This is a genomic window from Bradyrhizobium sp. AC87j1, assembly GCF_002936975.1.
GTDB classification, from domain to species: Bacteria; Pseudomonadota; Alphaproteobacteria; order Rhizobiales; family Xanthobacteraceae; genus Bradyrhizobium; species Bradyrhizobium shewense.
Window position 1 is genome coordinate 1 of record NZ_PTFE01000139.1, and the last position, 15696, is coordinate 15696.

The 15696-nt window shown below is 60.4% G+C and carries 13 protein-coding genes and 9 pseudogenes; 6 read left to right on the forward strand and 16 right to left on the reverse strand.

All coding sequences use genetic code 11. The features are described 5' to 3' along the window. Positions 1-134: 134 nt before the first annotated feature. Positions 135-659, forward strand: a complete 525-nt coding sequence (gene tnpB, locus CV770_RS37525; protein WP_210203164.1) for an IS66 family insertion sequence element accessory protein TnpB — start codon at positions 135-137, stop codon at positions 657-659. Here tnpB (CV770_RS37525) and CV770_RS43635 read toward each other — a convergent pair. The 5 genes and pseudogenes from CV770_RS43635 to CV770_RS41910 all read right to left on the reverse strand — a co-directional run. Then, entirely contained in the window at positions 656-1165 is a 510-nt protein-coding gene (locus CV770_RS43635) for a hypothetical protein (RefSeq protein WP_245453962.1), read from the reverse strand. The genes tnpB (CV770_RS37525) and CV770_RS43635 overlap by 4 nt on opposite strands. A 26-nt stretch (positions 1166-1191) precedes the next feature. Then, positions 1192-1833 carry a recombinase zinc ribbon domain-containing protein gene (locus tag CV770_RS43640; RefSeq protein ID WP_245453963.1) on the reverse strand — a complete coding sequence of 214 codons (642 nt, stop codon included), beginning with the start codon at positions 1831-1833 and terminating at the stop codon, positions 1192-1194. A gap of 60 nt (positions 1834-1893) precedes the next feature. Continuing rightward, on the reverse strand, positions 1894-2769 hold the full coding sequence (locus tag CV770_RS43645) for a recombinase family protein (protein ID WP_245453964.1): 876 nt from the start codon (positions 2767-2769) through the stop codon (positions 1894-1896). After that, positions 2766-3314 (reverse strand): IS66 family insertion sequence element accessory protein TnpB, encoded by a 549-nt coding sequence (gene tnpB, locus CV770_RS37535; RefSeq protein WP_104465924.1) that lies wholly within the window; start codon positions 3312-3314, stop codon positions 2766-2768. Before tnpB (CV770_RS37535) ends, CV770_RS43645 begins: the two co-directional genes overlap by 4 nt. Further along, positions 3295-3417 (reverse strand): annotated as a pseudogene (locus tag CV770_RS41910) (IS66-like element accessory protein TnpA); the annotation flags it as partial. The pseudogene CV770_RS41910 and the gene tnpB (CV770_RS37535), both read right to left, overlap by 20 nt. A gap of 198 nt (positions 3418-3615) precedes the next feature. On the opposite strand from CV770_RS41910, the pseudogene CV770_RS44355 reads away from it, so the two are divergent. After that, positions 3616-3873: pseudogene (locus CV770_RS44355) on the forward strand (IS110 family RNA-guided transposase); the annotation flags it as partial. A 624-nt stretch (positions 3874-4497) separates the two neighbouring features. Here the strand turns inward: CV770_RS44355 and CV770_RS37550 are convergent. Beyond that, positions 4498-4817: pseudogene (locus CV770_RS37550) on the reverse strand (ATP-binding protein); the annotation flags it as partial. Positions 4818-4909: 92 nt separating this feature from the next. On the opposite strand from CV770_RS37550, the pseudogene tnpA reads away from it, so the two are divergent. The 3 genes and pseudogenes from tnpA (at position 4910) to tnpC (ending at position 7303) form a co-directional block, all read left to right on the forward strand. Continuing rightward, positions 4910-5372, forward strand: a pseudogene (gene tnpA / locus CV770_RS37555) (IS66-like element accessory protein TnpA). Then, positions 5353-5706: an IS66 family insertion sequence element accessory protein TnpB gene (gene tnpB, locus CV770_RS37560; RefSeq protein ID WP_104465925.1), complete on the forward strand. Its 354-nt coding sequence runs from the start codon at positions 5353-5355 to the stop codon at positions 5704-5706. Before tnpA ends, tnpB (CV770_RS37560) begins: the two are co-directional and overlap by 20 nt. Positions 5707-5758: 52 nt before the next feature. Beyond that, positions 5759-7303, forward strand: a pseudogene (gene tnpC / locus CV770_RS37565) (IS66 family transposase). A gap of 75 nt (positions 7304-7378) precedes the next feature. Here the strand turns inward: tnpC and CV770_RS37570 are convergent. Both CV770_RS37570 and CV770_RS37575 read right to left on the reverse strand, forming a co-directional pair. After that, positions 7379-7805: pseudogene (locus tag CV770_RS37570) on the reverse strand (ATP-binding protein); the annotation flags it as partial. A gap of 16 nt (positions 7806-7821) precedes the next feature. Further along, positions 7822-8121, reverse strand: a pseudogene (locus CV770_RS37575) (IS21 family transposase); the annotation flags it as partial. Between the two features lie 83 nt (positions 8122-8204). Here CV770_RS37575 and CV770_RS37580 point away from each other — a divergent pair. Continuing rightward, positions 8205-8945 carry a nodulate formation efficiency C protein gene (locus CV770_RS37580; RefSeq protein WP_245453965.1) on the forward strand — a complete coding sequence of 247 codons (741 nt, stop codon included), beginning with the start codon at positions 8205-8207 and terminating at the stop codon, positions 8943-8945. Positions 8946-9697: 752 nt separating this feature from the next. Here the strand turns inward: CV770_RS37580 and CV770_RS43650 are convergent. The 8 genes and pseudogenes from CV770_RS43650 to CV770_RS37620 form a co-directional block, all read right to left on the reverse strand. Then, positions 9698-10144, reverse strand: coding sequence for a hypothetical protein (locus CV770_RS43650; RefSeq protein ID WP_245453966.1), 447 nt, complete (start codon positions 10142-10144; stop codon positions 9698-9700). 125 nt (positions 10145-10269) lie between these two features. Further along, the gene (locus tag CV770_RS43655) at positions 10270-10665 is read right to left on the reverse strand and encodes a hypothetical protein (RefSeq protein ID WP_245453967.1); all 396 of its coding nucleotides are present in this window, start codon (positions 10663-10665) and stop codon (positions 10270-10272) included. Between the two features lie 28 nt (positions 10666-10693). Continuing rightward, positions 10694-10924, reverse strand: a complete 231-nt coding sequence (locus CV770_RS37595) for a hypothetical protein (RefSeq protein ID WP_245453968.1) — start codon at positions 10922-10924, stop codon at positions 10694-10696. Between the two features lie 311 nt (positions 10925-11235). Next, positions 11236-11979 (reverse strand): IS21-like element helper ATPase IstB, encoded by a 744-nt coding sequence (gene istB / locus CV770_RS37600; protein WP_104465926.1) that lies wholly within the window; start codon positions 11977-11979, stop codon positions 11236-11238. Between the two features lie 13 nt (positions 11980-11992). Beyond that, positions 11993-13531 (reverse strand): IS21 family transposase, encoded by a 1539-nt coding sequence (gene istA / locus CV770_RS37605; RefSeq protein ID WP_201760206.1) that lies wholly within the window; start codon positions 13529-13531, stop codon positions 11993-11995. 171 nt (positions 13532-13702) lie between these two features. Beyond that, positions 13703-14146: a nucleotide-binding protein gene (locus tag CV770_RS37610; RefSeq protein WP_245453969.1), complete on the reverse strand. Its 444-nt coding sequence runs from the start codon at positions 14144-14146 to the stop codon at positions 13703-13705. A 260-nt stretch (positions 14147-14406) separates the two neighbouring features. Next, positions 14407-15120 (reverse strand): annotated as a pseudogene (locus CV770_RS44130) (TrlF family AAA-like ATPase); the annotation flags it as partial. A 212-nt stretch (positions 15121-15332) separates the two neighbouring features. Next, positions 15333-15696: pseudogene (locus CV770_RS37620) on the reverse strand (helix-turn-helix domain-containing protein); the annotation flags it as partial.

The window sequence follows — 15696 nt, forward strand, 5'->3', positions numbered from 1 at the left end:
GGAAGGGAGGCCTCAGATTATGCGGAGTGAGAAAGAGGGCAGCAGGAACTAAACTGTTGATAACGAAGTGGGTCTCGGATTGAACGGCCGCACACTCCGCATAATCGTGGGCTCCGCATAATTGCGGTTATGTGGTGCACCACATAACCGCAAGGGCGCCGAAGGATTGGCCACACTGGTGCGGCGGGAGCAAGCTGGCCGATCCGTTCTCGGGCGCAGTCTACGTGTTCCGGGCCAAGCGGGCGGACCGGATCAAGCTGATATTCTGGGATGGAACGGGCCTGTGTCTGTTTGCGAAGCGTCTGGAAGACGGCATCTTCCGCTGGCCGAAGATCGAAGACGGTGTGATGCGTCTGTCGGCGGCGCAGGCCAGCTTCCGCCAGCCCGCGGGCTTAATCCAGTTTGAAGTTCGCTCTGGCCCACGACAAGGACCAGAGCATGAAGCGCAGAAGTTCGGCGGCATCGTTCTTTTCGCTGCCGGCGTCGTCGTCCGCGACCTGCTCGGCTTCATTGAAGAGACGATCATTCAGGCGAGCCTTACTTCGGCTCGCGTATCGTTCCGAGTCCATCCGTCACCGTCAGTTCGCCGTAGCAGGCAATGTGGTACTTGCGTCCGACAACGGGCATCTCGTCTGCTTGGGAGAATGACAGCACGTTAATTGATAGCTCCTTTACAAGAACTTCCACCATGTTGATGCCCCTCTTTGTTAGGCTGACAGATTCTTAGATCAAGTTGCGCAATGACGTGGTTTCGAGGGTCCCGGACAGCGTCAAGAATGGATGGTGTATTCGGGAAGAGATAGGCGCCGCTTGGCTGGCGATCAATCAGCAAACGCTTACTTCGGATCTGCACATAGAGCCAGTTCACCGGGATCTTGAGCGTGCGGGCCAATTCGGGTGGGCTGAGGAGTGCTTCGTCATGCTCCCATCGGTTGCGCTGGGTAGCCACCTTGATGGCAGCGGCACGACGGATCCGCCCAACGGTGATGGCCAGCACCTTATCGGTGCAATGGGGAGAGCGGTGGCCTTCGTGGGTAAGGATTGCGGCGATCTCGTCGTCTGGGACACCGTCGCGGGCAAGCGCCAGCAGGCGCTCCCGCATCTCAGTACCTCGCGTCAATCTGGTGACGGAGTTGACGCTCATCTTCACCTCGAGCTCTGTCACGGCGCCTCCTCGCCAGACGATCCTGGCTAGGCCCAGTCGTGCTCACCGCGGTCGAGCACGACCTTTTCGATGAGGCATCGCAACAACGCCTTGCGATGCGCATCCGAGATAGTCTCGTCAGCCCATATCTGCGGCAAGCGGCCGGTGAGGCTGATGGCCTTGTTGTCGAGCTCCTTGCTCATGGCCACTTGTGTGATGGCTTTGGAGGGCGTTTGTCGGGCAAGCGCCTCTTCGGCGGCGCGCACGTCGGTTAGCGCCGCTTCACATCGACGCTCGAGTTCCGAGGCGACCAGGCGATTGTCTGGATCAGCTCGATTGAACTGCCGTTCGGCGAGCGCCGCCGTGTACCGCTTGCGCTCGAGCTCTCGTTCTGCGCTGGAACGTAACGCATTGTTCGTCTGCTGCTGGACCCGGCAGGAGTGCGACAAGGCATCGAGTTCGGCCGGCGCCAGTGCGGTTAGGAATGCATCGGCAACGGCCGCATCGATACGGTCGGCCCGGATGTGTTGGCAGGTCGGCTGGCCTTCCTGGGTACGCAGGTGATTGCATACATATTCGCCGCCCCCCTTGTAGCGGATGTACATCTTATGGCCACATCGTGCGCACCAGGCGATGCCGTGGAGCAGAAGCTCGCCATCGCGAGGCGCGCCTCGGGTTTTGATGCGCATGTATTCAGCTCGGTTATCTCTGATGACGGCTCGGATTTTTTCATAAATTGGCCAGTCGATCTAGGCGGGATATCGATCTTTGACGACGATCCGCCACTCCTCAATCGGCCGCGGAGCCTTTTGCGGCAGGGCGCCCTCCCGCTTCGGCGGCTGGAAGCGGGTCCGTCCATAGACGAAGGCGCCCGCATAAGCGGGGTTCTTCAAGACGGCCGCCACCGCAGCCAGCGCCGCGCGGGTCCAACACAAATCGCCATGCCGATCACGACGTGGCAGTTCGAGGTCCCGCTCGTTCAACGCCCGCATGACCTTGGCAACGCTGCGCAATTGCAGGAACAGCTGGAAGACGAGACCGAGCCGCCCTTGCACGGCTATGTCGGGATCCTTAACGACCACGCCGCTCGGGTCCCGCATCAGCCCGATTGGCAGCATAACCGCAAGTTCGCCGCGTTCGGCTTTAGCCAGCAGGCCGGCGGTCAGCCGGCTGCGGATCGTATGTAGCTCAAGCTCGGAGATCGAACCTTTCAGCCCGAGAAGCAACCGTCCGTTGGGAGTGCCCGGATCATAGACACCGTCGCGGTCGGCGATCAGACAGCCACGCAGACCACAGATATCCAGGAGCGGATACCAGTCGGTACAATTACGCGCCAAGCGAGTCACGTCGATCGACAGGATGAGCCCCACTTCACTCAGGCCAACACGGCCAACGAGTTCTTTGAAGCCGTTACGATGCGCTGTAGACGCGCCGCTCAACCCGAGATCGGCGTCAATCACGTCGATGGCAGCCTCACGCCATCCGAGTTCGCGGGCGCGCTTGCGAAGCGCGTATTGAAGGCGCAGGCTCTCCTGATTGCTTACGACCTGGTGGGGCGTCGACTGCCGAATGTAGACTACGGCTTTGCGCGCTAAGTGGCTTGAAGTGACCAACTCGGACTTCATGAGGGATCTCCGCCAAAATCGCGGCGACGTCTTCGACGATCTGGCGTCGGAGCGCGGGCGTCAGCGTCGACCAAAGATCGGCTGGATCCATGCTCATGTGCGTCGGGACAATCCGCTGTCGATAGACGCTCGAGTAGAGCCTCCATACTCAGCTTAATCTGATTTGCTCCTTGTCCATAATATTCGATTGCGGTTGCCTGAATCAGGAGACTGCTTCCCGTGCGAAACTCGACTTCATACGAAGCGGGAATGCCTCGGCCTCGCTGGCCGATCTTCCTGATCACTCGAAATGAGCGACCGTACAAAGGATGGTGGGGGTCCCGAACTTCGATCACCTCCGGAAATGATTCGTCAGACTCACTATTGGGGACATTCCTCAGCTTCATCCGGTCGCAACGGCGATTGCAGAACGCAAAAACCGCCGGAGCAAACGGATCGAGCGCCATCGTCTCCTGGACCAGAACCGCAAGGCTGTTGATGCCAGCCCGGAAGTCGATCGGCTCACGGTGCAGATAGACCTGCAGGTCACCGCCCAGTCTGAACATGGCCCAGCGCTCCAATGATCGCCGTCAATGCATCCACATCGCCGCATTCCAGCGCGAGCTTCACGCCGTTCGGCAGCGACACGCTCACTTTGGCCGGAGAACAAAAAGCTGAAGTCCCTTTGGGTTCCGAACCACGCACTTCATCGCAAGTCGCTGGCAAATCCACCGTCGCCACGTTGCTCTGCCGCGACAGGGCCCGATCGGCGGACCCCTCTCACCACATAGGCCGGGCTGGTGATGAGGTCATGCGCCTTCAGCAGCCGATAGACGGACGCGCCTCGGAGACAAAGTACTTTCGTTCGAGACCGGTCAAGCGATTTTTGAAGGGAAGGCCAAGTCTGATCCCGGCGATCTGTGCAAGCTGCTTCGCAAGCATGCGCCATTGGCGGAGCGTATCGGCTTTGAGACGGGCGCAATGGCAAGCTGGCTTTGGGCACGAGCTTCGTAGGGTTGCACTCCCCGTCGTTTCCATCGATGAAGGCATGTACACGCAGCACTGTCTATCCGCATAGCGCTCGGAAATGATGCTCGGGGCCTTGCCGAACTGGTGCGGGTTGGGGTGGACGAGACTGAAAAGCTTATCCGGGAGGGAAGCACGTTGCCAGACGCGCCATCGATTGTGCAGTACCTCGAACCATCGGCTGGTCAAGTTGAACGGGTGAGCCTTGTGGCGAGAGCTGCCGTGTATTGACCCGTCACGTCGTTCGACGGAAGCATTTCGTTCTCGGGTTGACCTGGCGACCGGAGGCTGATGCCTCTGCAATCCCATCGCGCTGTCGAAGACATGGAAACATGGAGTGCGAGCAGGGAGGCTATTCGTTCGTGACAGAGCCGGGCTGGTCTGGCTTTCGCGGAAGGTTGGGCTACGTCGCCCCTGGTATCCGCTTGACTAGAGCCGCGGCTCGATCAAGATCGGCTCTCCGATCCAAAGGTTCGCTGAGGCCGAGAATGCGTACAACGCTATGACAAGGTAAGGCTGTCGCCGGCACGAAAATTCCGTCGCGTTGTTGACATACGGTCCGGTGAAATTCCCTGTTAACGGGTTTAGCGTCTGGATCGAGAGAAGAGAGCCCCCTTGGTTTACCGGCATATTTGACTGATGGTGAGTAGCAATTTCGCGCGATCATGAGCGCCGAATTGAGACGATCGTGAGCAGCCGGCTCCGGCCGAGGCGGTGATAGAGTCAGCGTTCTGGCTGCTCGTCAAAGGTGATGGTTTTGGCGTAGCGTTTTCGCATGCTTTCGCCGGCAAGCTGGAGGCGGTGAGCGTTATGGACGAGACGGTCTAGGACGGCGTCGGCGTAGGTTGGGCCTGCGATAACTTCGTGCCATGTGTCCACAGGGAGTGGCTGGTTACGATGGTGGAGGCGCGGCCATGGCGGTCCTCGAGGACTTCCAGTAGATCGCGTCACTCGGCGGCGGTGAGCACCGACAATCCCCAATCGTCCAAAATCAGAAGCTGGGCGCGGCCAATGGTTTTGAGCAAGCGGGCATAACGTCCATCGTAAGCGCGAATTTCTCCGCACCTTTTGCTTTTGAGTGCCCTGATGCAAGAGGTGTCCACCAAAATAGGTGGACACCTTGTGATGGCAGCGGATGATTCGGAAACTGCGGTTCAGGCTTGTTGGCCGGAACGGTCGCCGGCGCTACGAGGCGGCATCGAAAGAGCGTCTTGTCACGGCCTGTCTTGAGCCTGGGGTTTCGGTATCGAGGCTTGCACTCGAATATGGGGTCAACGCGAATCTCCTTCGGAAGTGGATCAAGAAGCACACCGCGACCAGGTCGCTGCCGCCGTCCTTACCATCGGCGTTCATCCCGGTTCAGCTGAGGGGCCGCCGATCGAGCCCTGTCGCGGCAAGACAGCGTGGCGACGGTGGATTTTCCGGCGGCTTGCGATGAAGTGCGTGGGTCGGAATCCAAAAGGACTCCAGCTTTTTGCTCTCCAGCCAAAGTGAGCGCGTCCCTGCCGAACGGCGTGAAGCTCGCGCTGGAATGCGGCGATGTGGATGCATTGACGGCGATCATCGGAGCACTGAGCCGTGTTCAGACTGGGCGGTGACCTGCAGGTCTATCTGCACCGTGAGCCGATCGACTTCCGGGCTGGCATCAACAGCCTTCCGGTCCTGGTCCAGGATACGATGGCGCTCGATCCATTTGCTCCGGCGGTTTTTGCGTCCTGCAATCGCCGTTGCGACCGGATGAAGCTGCTGTTCTTCGACCGGTCCGGCTTTGTGCTGGTCCTGAAGCGGCTGACCGAGGACAAGTTCCGATGGCCGCGCCTCCAGGAGACGGTCGTCACGCTGACGACCGAGCAATTGCACTGGATCCTTGACGGCACCGATATCGATGCGATGGTCCGCCATCCGGTGCGGCAGTATCAGGTTGCCGGCTGAGTTCTCGAGTTGAGCGGTTGACGCGTCGGTACGGTTCAGATTCAAGAATCCGATGAATCGAACCGGCGATCCGAGTGTTGAAGTGCTGTTGGCGCGCATTGCTGCTGCAGGCGGAGAACCATCAACTCGCCGACCGCGTCGACAAACTCGAGGAAGAACTGGCGCTGGCACGCCTGCATCGTTTTGCGCCACGCAGCGAAAAGCACGTCGATCGTCTCTTCAATGAAGCCGAGCAGGCCGCCGATGAGGATGACGCCGGCAGTGAAACGAACAATATCGCCGAACTTCCGGACACGGGCTTGCCACCCGTCGAAAGCACGACAGGAAAAAAGCGCGGCCGCAGACCGCTGCCGGCAAATCTGCCGCGCGAGCGCGTCGAGTATGACCTGCCCGACGATCAGAAGGCGTGTCCGTGCTGCCGTGGCCAGATGCATCGCATGGGCGAGGCTGTCACCGAGCAACTTCATATCGAGCTGAAGGCGAAGGTTTTACAGAACGTACGCTTCAAATATGCGTGCCGCCATAGCGATCGCACCGGGATCAACGCCCCTGTCGTGACCGCGCCGATGCCGACGCAGTCGCTGCCGGGCAGCGTTGCCACGGCCTCGACGCTGGCGTTCGCGCTGGTTCATAAATATGTCGATGGCACGCCACTCTACCGCCTGGCGCAGGCCTTCGAGCGCGCAGGCGTTCCGGTCAGTCGCGGCGCTTTGGGCCACTGGGTGATCGGCTCGAGCGAGAAACATCTCTCCCGCATCTATGACGCCCTGAAGCTGCGGCTCAGATCGCAGCCTCTCATCCATGGCGACGAGACGACGGTTCAGGTCCTCAAGGAGAAGGACAAAAAGGCCACCAGCACATCGTATACGTGGGCTTATCGCAGCGGCAAGGGCAGTCACGAGCCCATCGTTCTTCGCCGGGCCGCGGCCAAATCCAACCCGCAGGCCTTTCCTCGGCGATTAGCGCGGCATCGTGATGAGTGACGGCTATACCGCATGGCCACGCTGGAACGGGCCACCCACATCGGCTGCATGGCCCACTCCCGGCGGCGCTTTGTCGATGCCCTCAGGAAGAAGGGCGGGGTCCGCCCAAGCAGGCGCTGCGGTTCTTTGACCAGCTCTACCGGATTGAAAGGCAGGCGCGGGACGGAATACCGGAGAAGGGAGAAACACAGGCCGACTGCATTCGCCGCTTCCGCCAGCACCCCATCCTCAATGCTCTCAACGTATGGCTCGATGACATGGCCCCGAAGGTCTTGCCTGACAGCAAGCTCGGCGACGCCGTATCCTACACCCGAAACCAATGGGAATATCTGACGCGCTACACCGGGGACGGCAGCATGCCGATCGACAACAATCTTCTGGAGCGCGACATCAGGGTTTTTGCAACTGGCAGGAAGAGTTGGTTGTTCAGCGATACCGTGGACGGAGCCAAGGCCAGTGCCGTCGTCTACAGCCTGACGCTGACCTGCCGCGCCTCTCGTGTCGAGCCGTTAGCGTGGTTGCGCCACGTCCTCACCGAATTGCCTCGGCGCGCCGGCGACGCCGATATTACCGACCTGCTGCCCTTCAACTTCCACAAAGCCGCCACTGCCTGAACGGCCCGGCATCGCCCGATACTAGGGCAATCCATCAAAACCGCCGGCGTCAACGTGCGGAGAAAATCGCGCTTACCGTCCATCAACCCGCGCGAGCGCAAACGCTTCGAACCATCTTGGGACGCGATGATAGAGAACGGAGCGATTGTCGCGGCAGGCCTTGTGGCCGAGGGCACAGGCTAACCAACTTTTGCCCAATCCGGTCGCTCCGGTTATGAGCAAATTCTCGTGGCGATCGATCCAGTCGCCGCTGACGAGAAGACGGCCCGGTCGATACCCCGCGGCGTACGCAAATCGACGTCCTCCACGCAGGCATTCTGGCGGAGCGGCAGCTTGAGGCGCGTGGTGAGCCGCCTGGTGTCGCGTTCCGCAGCTTCCCGGTCGACCAGCAGGCCGATGCGATCTTCGAACGGCAAGGCTTCGAGATCAGGTGATCGTCGCTGCTCCTCGAAAGGCCTTGGCCATGCTCGATCAGGCGTTCGTGGGTGGGATGGTTGAGCATACAGGTCTCCTTGGCTTCAGTGGAAATAATCCCGGCCGCGGATGTTGCCGTGGCGCAGGAGTTGGTGTTCGGAGGGTTCGTCGAGAAAGGTGCGATCCAGGCCGTTCTGGAAGATGGAGCGGATCGAGGCGACGGATCGCGCCTTGATCAGAATGCCGCGTCGGCAGGCCGCGTCGAGGCGCTCGGCGCTATAGCTTTTGGTCAGCGACAGAATGCCGAGGCAGGTGCGAAAGCCGTGGGACCAACCAACCCTGATAGGTGCGTCTTGGGTCTCTTCGGAGATACGATGCGACGCGCATATAAGGGCCGGCTGCGTGGGGTAAGAGAATGACTGATAGACGTGTGCTTTGGTTCGGTCTCGGGCTCGGGGGCTGTGTCGGCCTTAGTCTATGGCTGGTCTTGACCGGCGGGCTGGCCGGTAAGGGCGACGGCGCCCGCGCAGATGACAATCCTTCAATCGACAAGGTTAGATCAACTTGGCGAGCGCAGGATGGTGAGACGGCGGAGGAAATCTTTGCCAAGGTCTCGACGGTAGCCCACTTCGTTCCCAGGGGATGGGAGGTTGGCCGAAAGACCGACACTGGCGAACCGGTCATCTTTTCATGGGTCAAACACCGGTCTGATAAACCTACGGACGAATATACGGTCACTTGGGAGGTGGCCCCCGATGGCACAATGAAACTTGTGGCTCCGTATGCGAAACCGATGGAACTAGGCTGGCAGGCGTTCGCGCTCTCTCTTGTTGCTGACGAGGTAACTAACGACGAAAGAGGCGCGAACCGCCGCTTTCTGCATGATCCCGCTAACTTCAACTTCGTGACGACCGCACAAGGCAAGCTGGGCGATCTTCTGCGGCACGGCCGCTGCACTATCGGCGAGCCGGTTGGAGTGCACTACTCGCCGAAAATAGACGAGCAACAAACCGCCGAGGGCGGCGTGTGGCGCGTCGAGCTTTCGGTCGGCTGTAATGTTCCCGGGCTTGGCGACGGAGTCATCATTTTTGAGAAAGGCGAAGGACAAGATTGGGAGCCACAATCCGTCGTCGCCAAGTTTATCGACACGTCACCACCCGGCTCATGGTTTGAGGACCCGAAAGACCAGGAAGCATTCGAGCCGACCCGAAAGAAATTGCCAAAATGAGGTAGAACGACGAGCTGGAGGCGCGGGTCCGCCGATCATCGATAGGGAAGACGAACAGATCGACGATGCTGATACGTACCATCGCGCGCGAGGAGAACCGGGCGCGAGAGCCTGTCGTTGGTGCTCGAAACTCGCCTTCAAGCGGTAACCCAAACGGTCAAGTCCGTGGAAACATGGCCGGTTGGCCGTTTTCCGGCCCTGCGAACACAATTCCCGGCGCCATTCGCCCGAGCAAATCCAGCAGATCGCGGCAACCAACGGCTCGGCATTGCCGGTTTGCCAGTCGTCATCGCCCAATTCGAGCCGCTCAGCGGGCGCTCGCGCCGAGTGTAATCGCCGGCGGACGAGACCTCGATCACGGCATCATCAGCCGCACCGGATAGCTGTCGCGACGGTCCTCGATGAAGCGGAAGCTCATGTCCGAGTTCCGGCAAAGATTGCGATCGACTTTTAAGAAACAGCCGGATCGGGGTGGCCTCGAATTGCCTGTAACACGAAACCCTGAGTTTTGGCTCGGCGCTGAAGGTTGGCGAGGACACGGCCCCGCATAGTGATCCGCGCCGGGTCTTTGTAGGGCATGCCCTGCCGGAGGGTGCTAAAACTGCGATCTTGCGGCGGTCGCTGTCCCCGCCTTTGACTTACCCACACGTGGGGACAGTCGGCGATAGAATGCACCGAGCGCCACATCGCTCAGGACGTGAAGTGCTTGGGCCTCAGTCAGTTCGGACGCCAAATGCTCGCGCTGCTTAGCTTTACATTTCTGGATCTGAAATGCGGGTCAGCATCCTCACGTGCGGTCCTGCCCGTTTGAAGATCGGCTCCCAAAAGGCATAGGCGTTCTCGACGAAAGTCGCGGTTACGGTGAACTTCGTGAGCGCCCCCCGATATGCGGCTTGTCGCCGACAGCCCTGTCCCTCGACAAGGTGCCAGATGAATTGAGCGACCTGGCGCGTGTACGTGCTCGGACGACCTCGGTGGTTGGGTACGATCTCAAGTCGCATGGTCCCCGTGTCACGCGTCTCCGGTTCGGTGATATTGGCAAGCCAGATGAAGATTGATGGATCAATGCTCGCGGGATAGCCGTCGCGCTTGAGCTGCTGATTGATCATAGAGAACGCGCTGGCGGCTTCCCTGAAGCATTCGCTCAGGATGAAGTTCGCCTGATTCTCCAGCTTGCCGGTCCGAAGATCGTCGAGCAATCTGATCGCCTCGTCAGTGAGTCGCCGCATGTATCGCGGTTGCGGTTGCCCTGCGCTGTCGGCTGGTCCCCTCTGCATAATCAATTCGGCCGCGCTAAACCCCGTTGCGGCTTCTTTGAGAATGGTCAAAAAAAAACGCTTTCAGGTCTGGAACCGCCGGTGTGTTTCGACGCCGCTTCGCCTCCCACCCGTGTCTCTGCGAGGCCCTTTGCATCGTCCAACGCAGCATTCAGGCTGGCTTTGAGGTTTTCAGAAGCTCTGTGTTGATAGTCCTGGTCAACCTTTACCATCATCTCGGTGGTAGTGTCGGTCTCTATGATTTCGTCCTTATGCGGCGCCGCCGCATTCCGAGATTCAAGCTCCGCAACGGGAATCGGAGCCGTCGCTTGCCTTGCTAGGATTGTTTGATCAGACGTGTTCGCGCCTATGTGCTCCGATCGCGGATTGGAAGCAGCAATCCCGCGGGACAACACAAACAGGCCGTCGTTAACGGCTCGGCTCGCCGCCGCGGTAAGCTCCACGAGCGAGCGTCGCGCGCAGCGCGTCTGCCTAGTACGCCGCTTTTTCGCTTGCGTGTGACTCATGATCTGACGACCCCTCGACAAGCTTCTTCAAGATCCAGCGCCACAGCTCACGAACTTCCTCCGAGGCTCTTCCCTCTTGTGCAAACTCGGTCACGCCTAATCCTGCGCCAAGCGCGTCCTGATGGTCATTGCGCTCTCCGACGTAGGGAAGCGCGAGCACCCCGAGCGAATTGAGCGACATTGCTGCTTCACTCACGCGGCAGCCCCGCGGTGGCGTCTGAGCGAGGACGAAAGCAAATTGCGTATTCCACGGATGGTGATCAGTCGTTCCAGGCGATCGCGATCACTCATTCCAGACGATGGTGATCACTTGCAGAGGCGAACACGACTGACGTGTTTATGTCTGCTGGAAATGGTCTTCCTGGTCAAGACGGGCGGGAGGGTTCGGAGATCGGTCCAGCGGTCCATGGGAGGGCCCCGCGCGCGGCGCGGAGTGCCCCCACGAGCGGCGCAGCGGCGCGCGCGGGAGGGACCTGTGGGCCGGTGGGGCGATCGGGCGCGCGGTGGTCACGCTGCTGTCCTATCGTCGGCCCGACGACGCAGGCTGTCGCCCTTAAGCTCGATGCGGTGGGCGTTGTGAATGATGCGGTCCAATATGGCGTCGCCGAGGGTGGGATCGGCAATCACGTCATGCCATTGCGACACGGGGACCTGACTTGTGATCAACAATGATCCCTTGTCGTAGCGATCATCGACGATCTCGAGTAGATCACGGCGCTGGTCGGCGGAGAGCGCTTCGGGTCCCCAGTCGTCTAGGATGAGCAGGTTGACGCGCTCCAGCGCCGCGATCAGGCGGGCGAGACGGCCTTCGCCACGTGCCTGGGCGAGATCGGCGAACAAGCGGGGCACGCGCTTGTAGAGGACCGAGAAGCCGTCGCGGCAGGCTCTGTTGCCGAGCGCGCAAGCCAGCCAAGACTTGCCGGTGCCGGTCGGACCGACGATGACGAGATGGTTGTGCTCGCGGATCCATTGACAGGTGGCGAGGCTCTGAAAGAGCGAACGGTCGAGACCACGAGCGGTGCGATAGTCGACATTCTCGATGGCGGCAGCCTGGCGGAGCTTGGCACTGCGCAAGCGCCGCACGAGACGTCGGTTGTCGCGAGCGGTGACCTCGCGATCGACGAGGAGACCGAGCCAATCGGGGTGTGGCATGTCGGCGGCCTCGGGATTGTTCTGCAGTTCGATGAGGGTATCGGCCATGGCAGTGAGGCCGAGCGCGCGCAGGCGTTCGACGGTCGGATGAATGAGCACAATGATCTCCTGATTAGTTGTAGTAGCTGCGGCCGCGGATGTTCGCGTGGAAAAGGACGGGCGCCTCCTGGGCGGGAGAAGCGTTTTTGTCGGTGGCGTTCTTGAGGATGGCAGCGACCGACTTATAGGAACGGGCATTGAGCAGCAGCGCACGGGCGCAGGCGGCGTCGACGCGTTCCTGACCATAGCGCTTGACCAGTCCGAGAATGCCGATGGCCGAGCGGAAGCCTTGTTCCGGATGCGGCCGCGACCGGAGGATGACCTCGATCAGGGTCTCGGCGTCGGGTCCGACCTTGGCGGCTTCGGAGCGGATGCGCTCATGGGTCCAGTCGCGGTAGCGGCGATGTGAGCTTGGCATATGCTCGGCAATCGTCGTTGGTCGATGCGGCAGAGAGCTGCGCAAATGGGAGGCGACGCGCTTGCCGCGCAGGAAAATCTCGACGGTTTTTAGGGTGATCCGTGCCTCGACCTCCTCATGCACCAGGTTGTGAGGCACGCTGTAGTAATGCTTGGCAATCTCGACATGATAATCGAGGTTCACCCGACAGCGCTTCCACTCAGCGTACTCGTAGGGTTCGTCGGGCAACGGGGTCAGCGCTGGTCGGTCGAGCTCCTCGAACAGCTCGCGCCGGCTTCGTCCCCAACTCCGTAGCGGTCGGTTGTTGAGGTCGATGAGCAGTGCGTGAATCGCCTCGTTGAGAGCGGCGAGTGAGAAGAAACGGCGGTTGCGCAGGCGCGCCAGAATCCATCGCCCGACGATTTGGACGCCGACTTCGACCTTGGCCTTGTCGCGTGGCCGATACGGCCGTGCCGGAACGATGGCAGTGAGGTAATGGCAGGCAAGATCGGCATAGGTCCGGTTGACCATCGGCTCGTGAAAGCAGGCCCGGGTGATGCCGGCCTTGAGATTGTCGCTCACCGTCTGCCGGGCCACACCGCCGAAAAAGCCAAAGGCCCGGGTATGGGAGCCGATCCAGTCCGGCAGGCTCTGGCTGAGGCTGGCTTCGGCGTATGTGTAGTTGGAAGCACCGAGCACGGCGACGAAGATCTGCGCCGTGCGCATCTCGCCGGTGAGCCCATCGACCACCTCGAGCGTGTGGCCGGAATAGTCAACGAACAGCTTCTCGCCGGCGACATGAACTTGACGCAAGGTCGGCTTGAGGCGGCCAGCCCATTCCCTGTAACGTTCGCAGAACCACGAATAGCTGAAACTGTCGGACTTGGAGTCGCAATACTCCTCCCACAACAGCATCAACGTGACGTTCCTCCGCCGCAACTCGCGATGAACGAGCGCCCAATCCGGCTGCGGACGCTCATCGCTGGGTAGATCGGACGGTGGCGGAAACAGGCGGGTCTCGAGCCGGGCATCGTCATCGAGCTCCGGCGGCAACGGCCACGTCAGGCCGGCCCGGCGTGCCAGGTTGAGGTACTTGTTGACCGTGCCCTGGGCCAGGCCGAGGCTGCGGGCAACAACGCGCTGCGACATGCCGACGCTGTAGTGCAGGCGTAAAACTTCGCGAATTTGGCGCATGGACAGTCTCTCTGTCGGCATCTCGATCCTCTGCTATCGGGCAAAAGACCAAGCTACCTGGGTTGCAGACTGTCAGTGGTGTCCGGCTCGCTGTCCCCGATCACGATCCGCTGGAGATAGCGATCACGATCCCGTGGAATTGGTGATCACGATCCCCTGGAAACGGTGATCACGATGCCCTGGAATGAGTGATCACGATGGCCTGGAATTGGTGATCACCATCGTCTGGAACGCGCAAGCAAATCGGCGGTTGAACCTACGAATAGCAATCAGCGTCGGTATCGCAGCTTCGAGGTCGGCCGGACTCGGACGCACCGGGATCAGGCAAAGATCGGCCCTCGCGATGGCGCGCATGGCCAGTGCATTGTTCGTGGCGGCGGTATCGATAACCGTAAGCCAGATCCCCTCGGCTTCAAGGCTGACGAGCGCCCCTTCTATTTCGGCCGAATCGGCGACCCGAACGACCCGAGGATCAGGATGGCCGCGCCGCTCTTTCCATTTTGAAATCGTGCCTTGTGGATCCGCCTCGACAATTGCGACGCGATCCCCGTTCCCCAACGCTGCGACTGCAATTCCGACCGCCAGCGTGCTCTTGCCGCTTCCGCCTTTTTGGGTGACTAGAGCAAGGACATACATCTGCTATGCGTCCCGGACAACAACGGCATGAAACGCGCAAGTCGTCGAAAACATCGAGGCTACCACTCACCGTCGTGAGTCGCATCAAAAGCGAGCGTGGAACTCACAATCAAATCAAGGCCCGTCATATCTTGGTCGGATTGAAATTGCGAGATGTCCATTCCTCTCCGGGCTCTAGCTCGGTTACCACCCATGCTGGGCCAGTAAGGAAAAAACCCTAGACCGATTGGCGATCACTTGAGTATCCGGCATCGTCAACCTCATCGATCGAGACGGACGCGAAGGCGTCGCGCTCGTTCGCAAAAGGCAGCCTCGCCACCTTCGAGAATGTCGCAGACGGCCTTTCGAATTGCCTGATTTTCCAGTCCGCCCGCTACATAGCTGATCGGCGGAAGACCGCCGGACGGATGTGGGCCTGCTTCAGCTACAATGATCTGATCCGCGTCGGTGTTGATGACGAGGTCGGCATTATGCATGACCATGATGACCTGGCGCTTCGCCTTGGCCGCGATGAACAGAGCCCCCAGTTCGTCATAGACTGACTTCGGATCGAGGTTCTCGTCGGGTTGGTCGATGATCAGAGGGCGATCGTCTGAATCATCGAGAGCGAAATAGAGGAACACGCACGATGCCGCGCGTGCCGGGCGAGAGCTTTCGGATGTCGGCGCCGTCATAGGAGATTTCATGCCGAACGGTGATGTGGTCGATGCCGAAGAGCCAGTGTGCGAACTGCTTCGACCAGGCGCGGAATTCGGCCTGCTGCGTCGGCGCATACGGCGCGCGGGAGAGCAGGTCTTTCAGGTATTTTCCCATGAAGGCCATCATCGCGGCGTGGACCGCGGCCGCCGAGCCGGTCTCCCATGCTGGTTTTAGCGCCTTTGTCGCAGCCGAGCGAGCCTGAAGGGTCCTGTGCGCGACGCCGATGCGAGCCGCGCCGTCAACGGTGCGTAGAGGCCGGCAAGCGTGGTCTGTTCGGCCATTGCAAACGACGGATGTGAAGGTTTTCGGTGAAACGCATTCCGTGGCATCAATTTGTCCTAATGTTTGTCATTTCGTTCAACTGCCTAAGGTGGTAGTTGACTGCGACACGAGGCGTCGCCTGAAAGGCTGGGGCGCAAATCTCGATGATTGCGGGCTCAGAGCTAACAGCGAGCAATGGCCTCCTACCCGCCGCGGAGGCAATCGTGCGAGACCGATGATCGGCCAGCGCTTCAACGCCTCCCAAGCGGTAGCGATCATACCGGCGATAGAATGTGGCGCGCGGGATCCGAGCTTGTCCAGTGTGCGCTTGGCCGGAAGGTGCGATTGCTCGACCAAAGAGATGATCTCGGCCTTCTCTGAGGCGGGATACCTCATGCGTCGTCCTCCCCATCTCCGTTCATACTTTTGTTGAGCAGACGGTTCTCCAGGGTCAGATCGGCGACGGCCTCCTTCAAGGCGGCGGCCTCCCGGCGGAGGTCCTTCACCTCGCCGGAGGTCGCAGCTCGTGCCGTGTCGCCGGCTAGGCGACGCTTGCCGGCCTCGAGAAACTCCTTGGACCAGCCGTAATA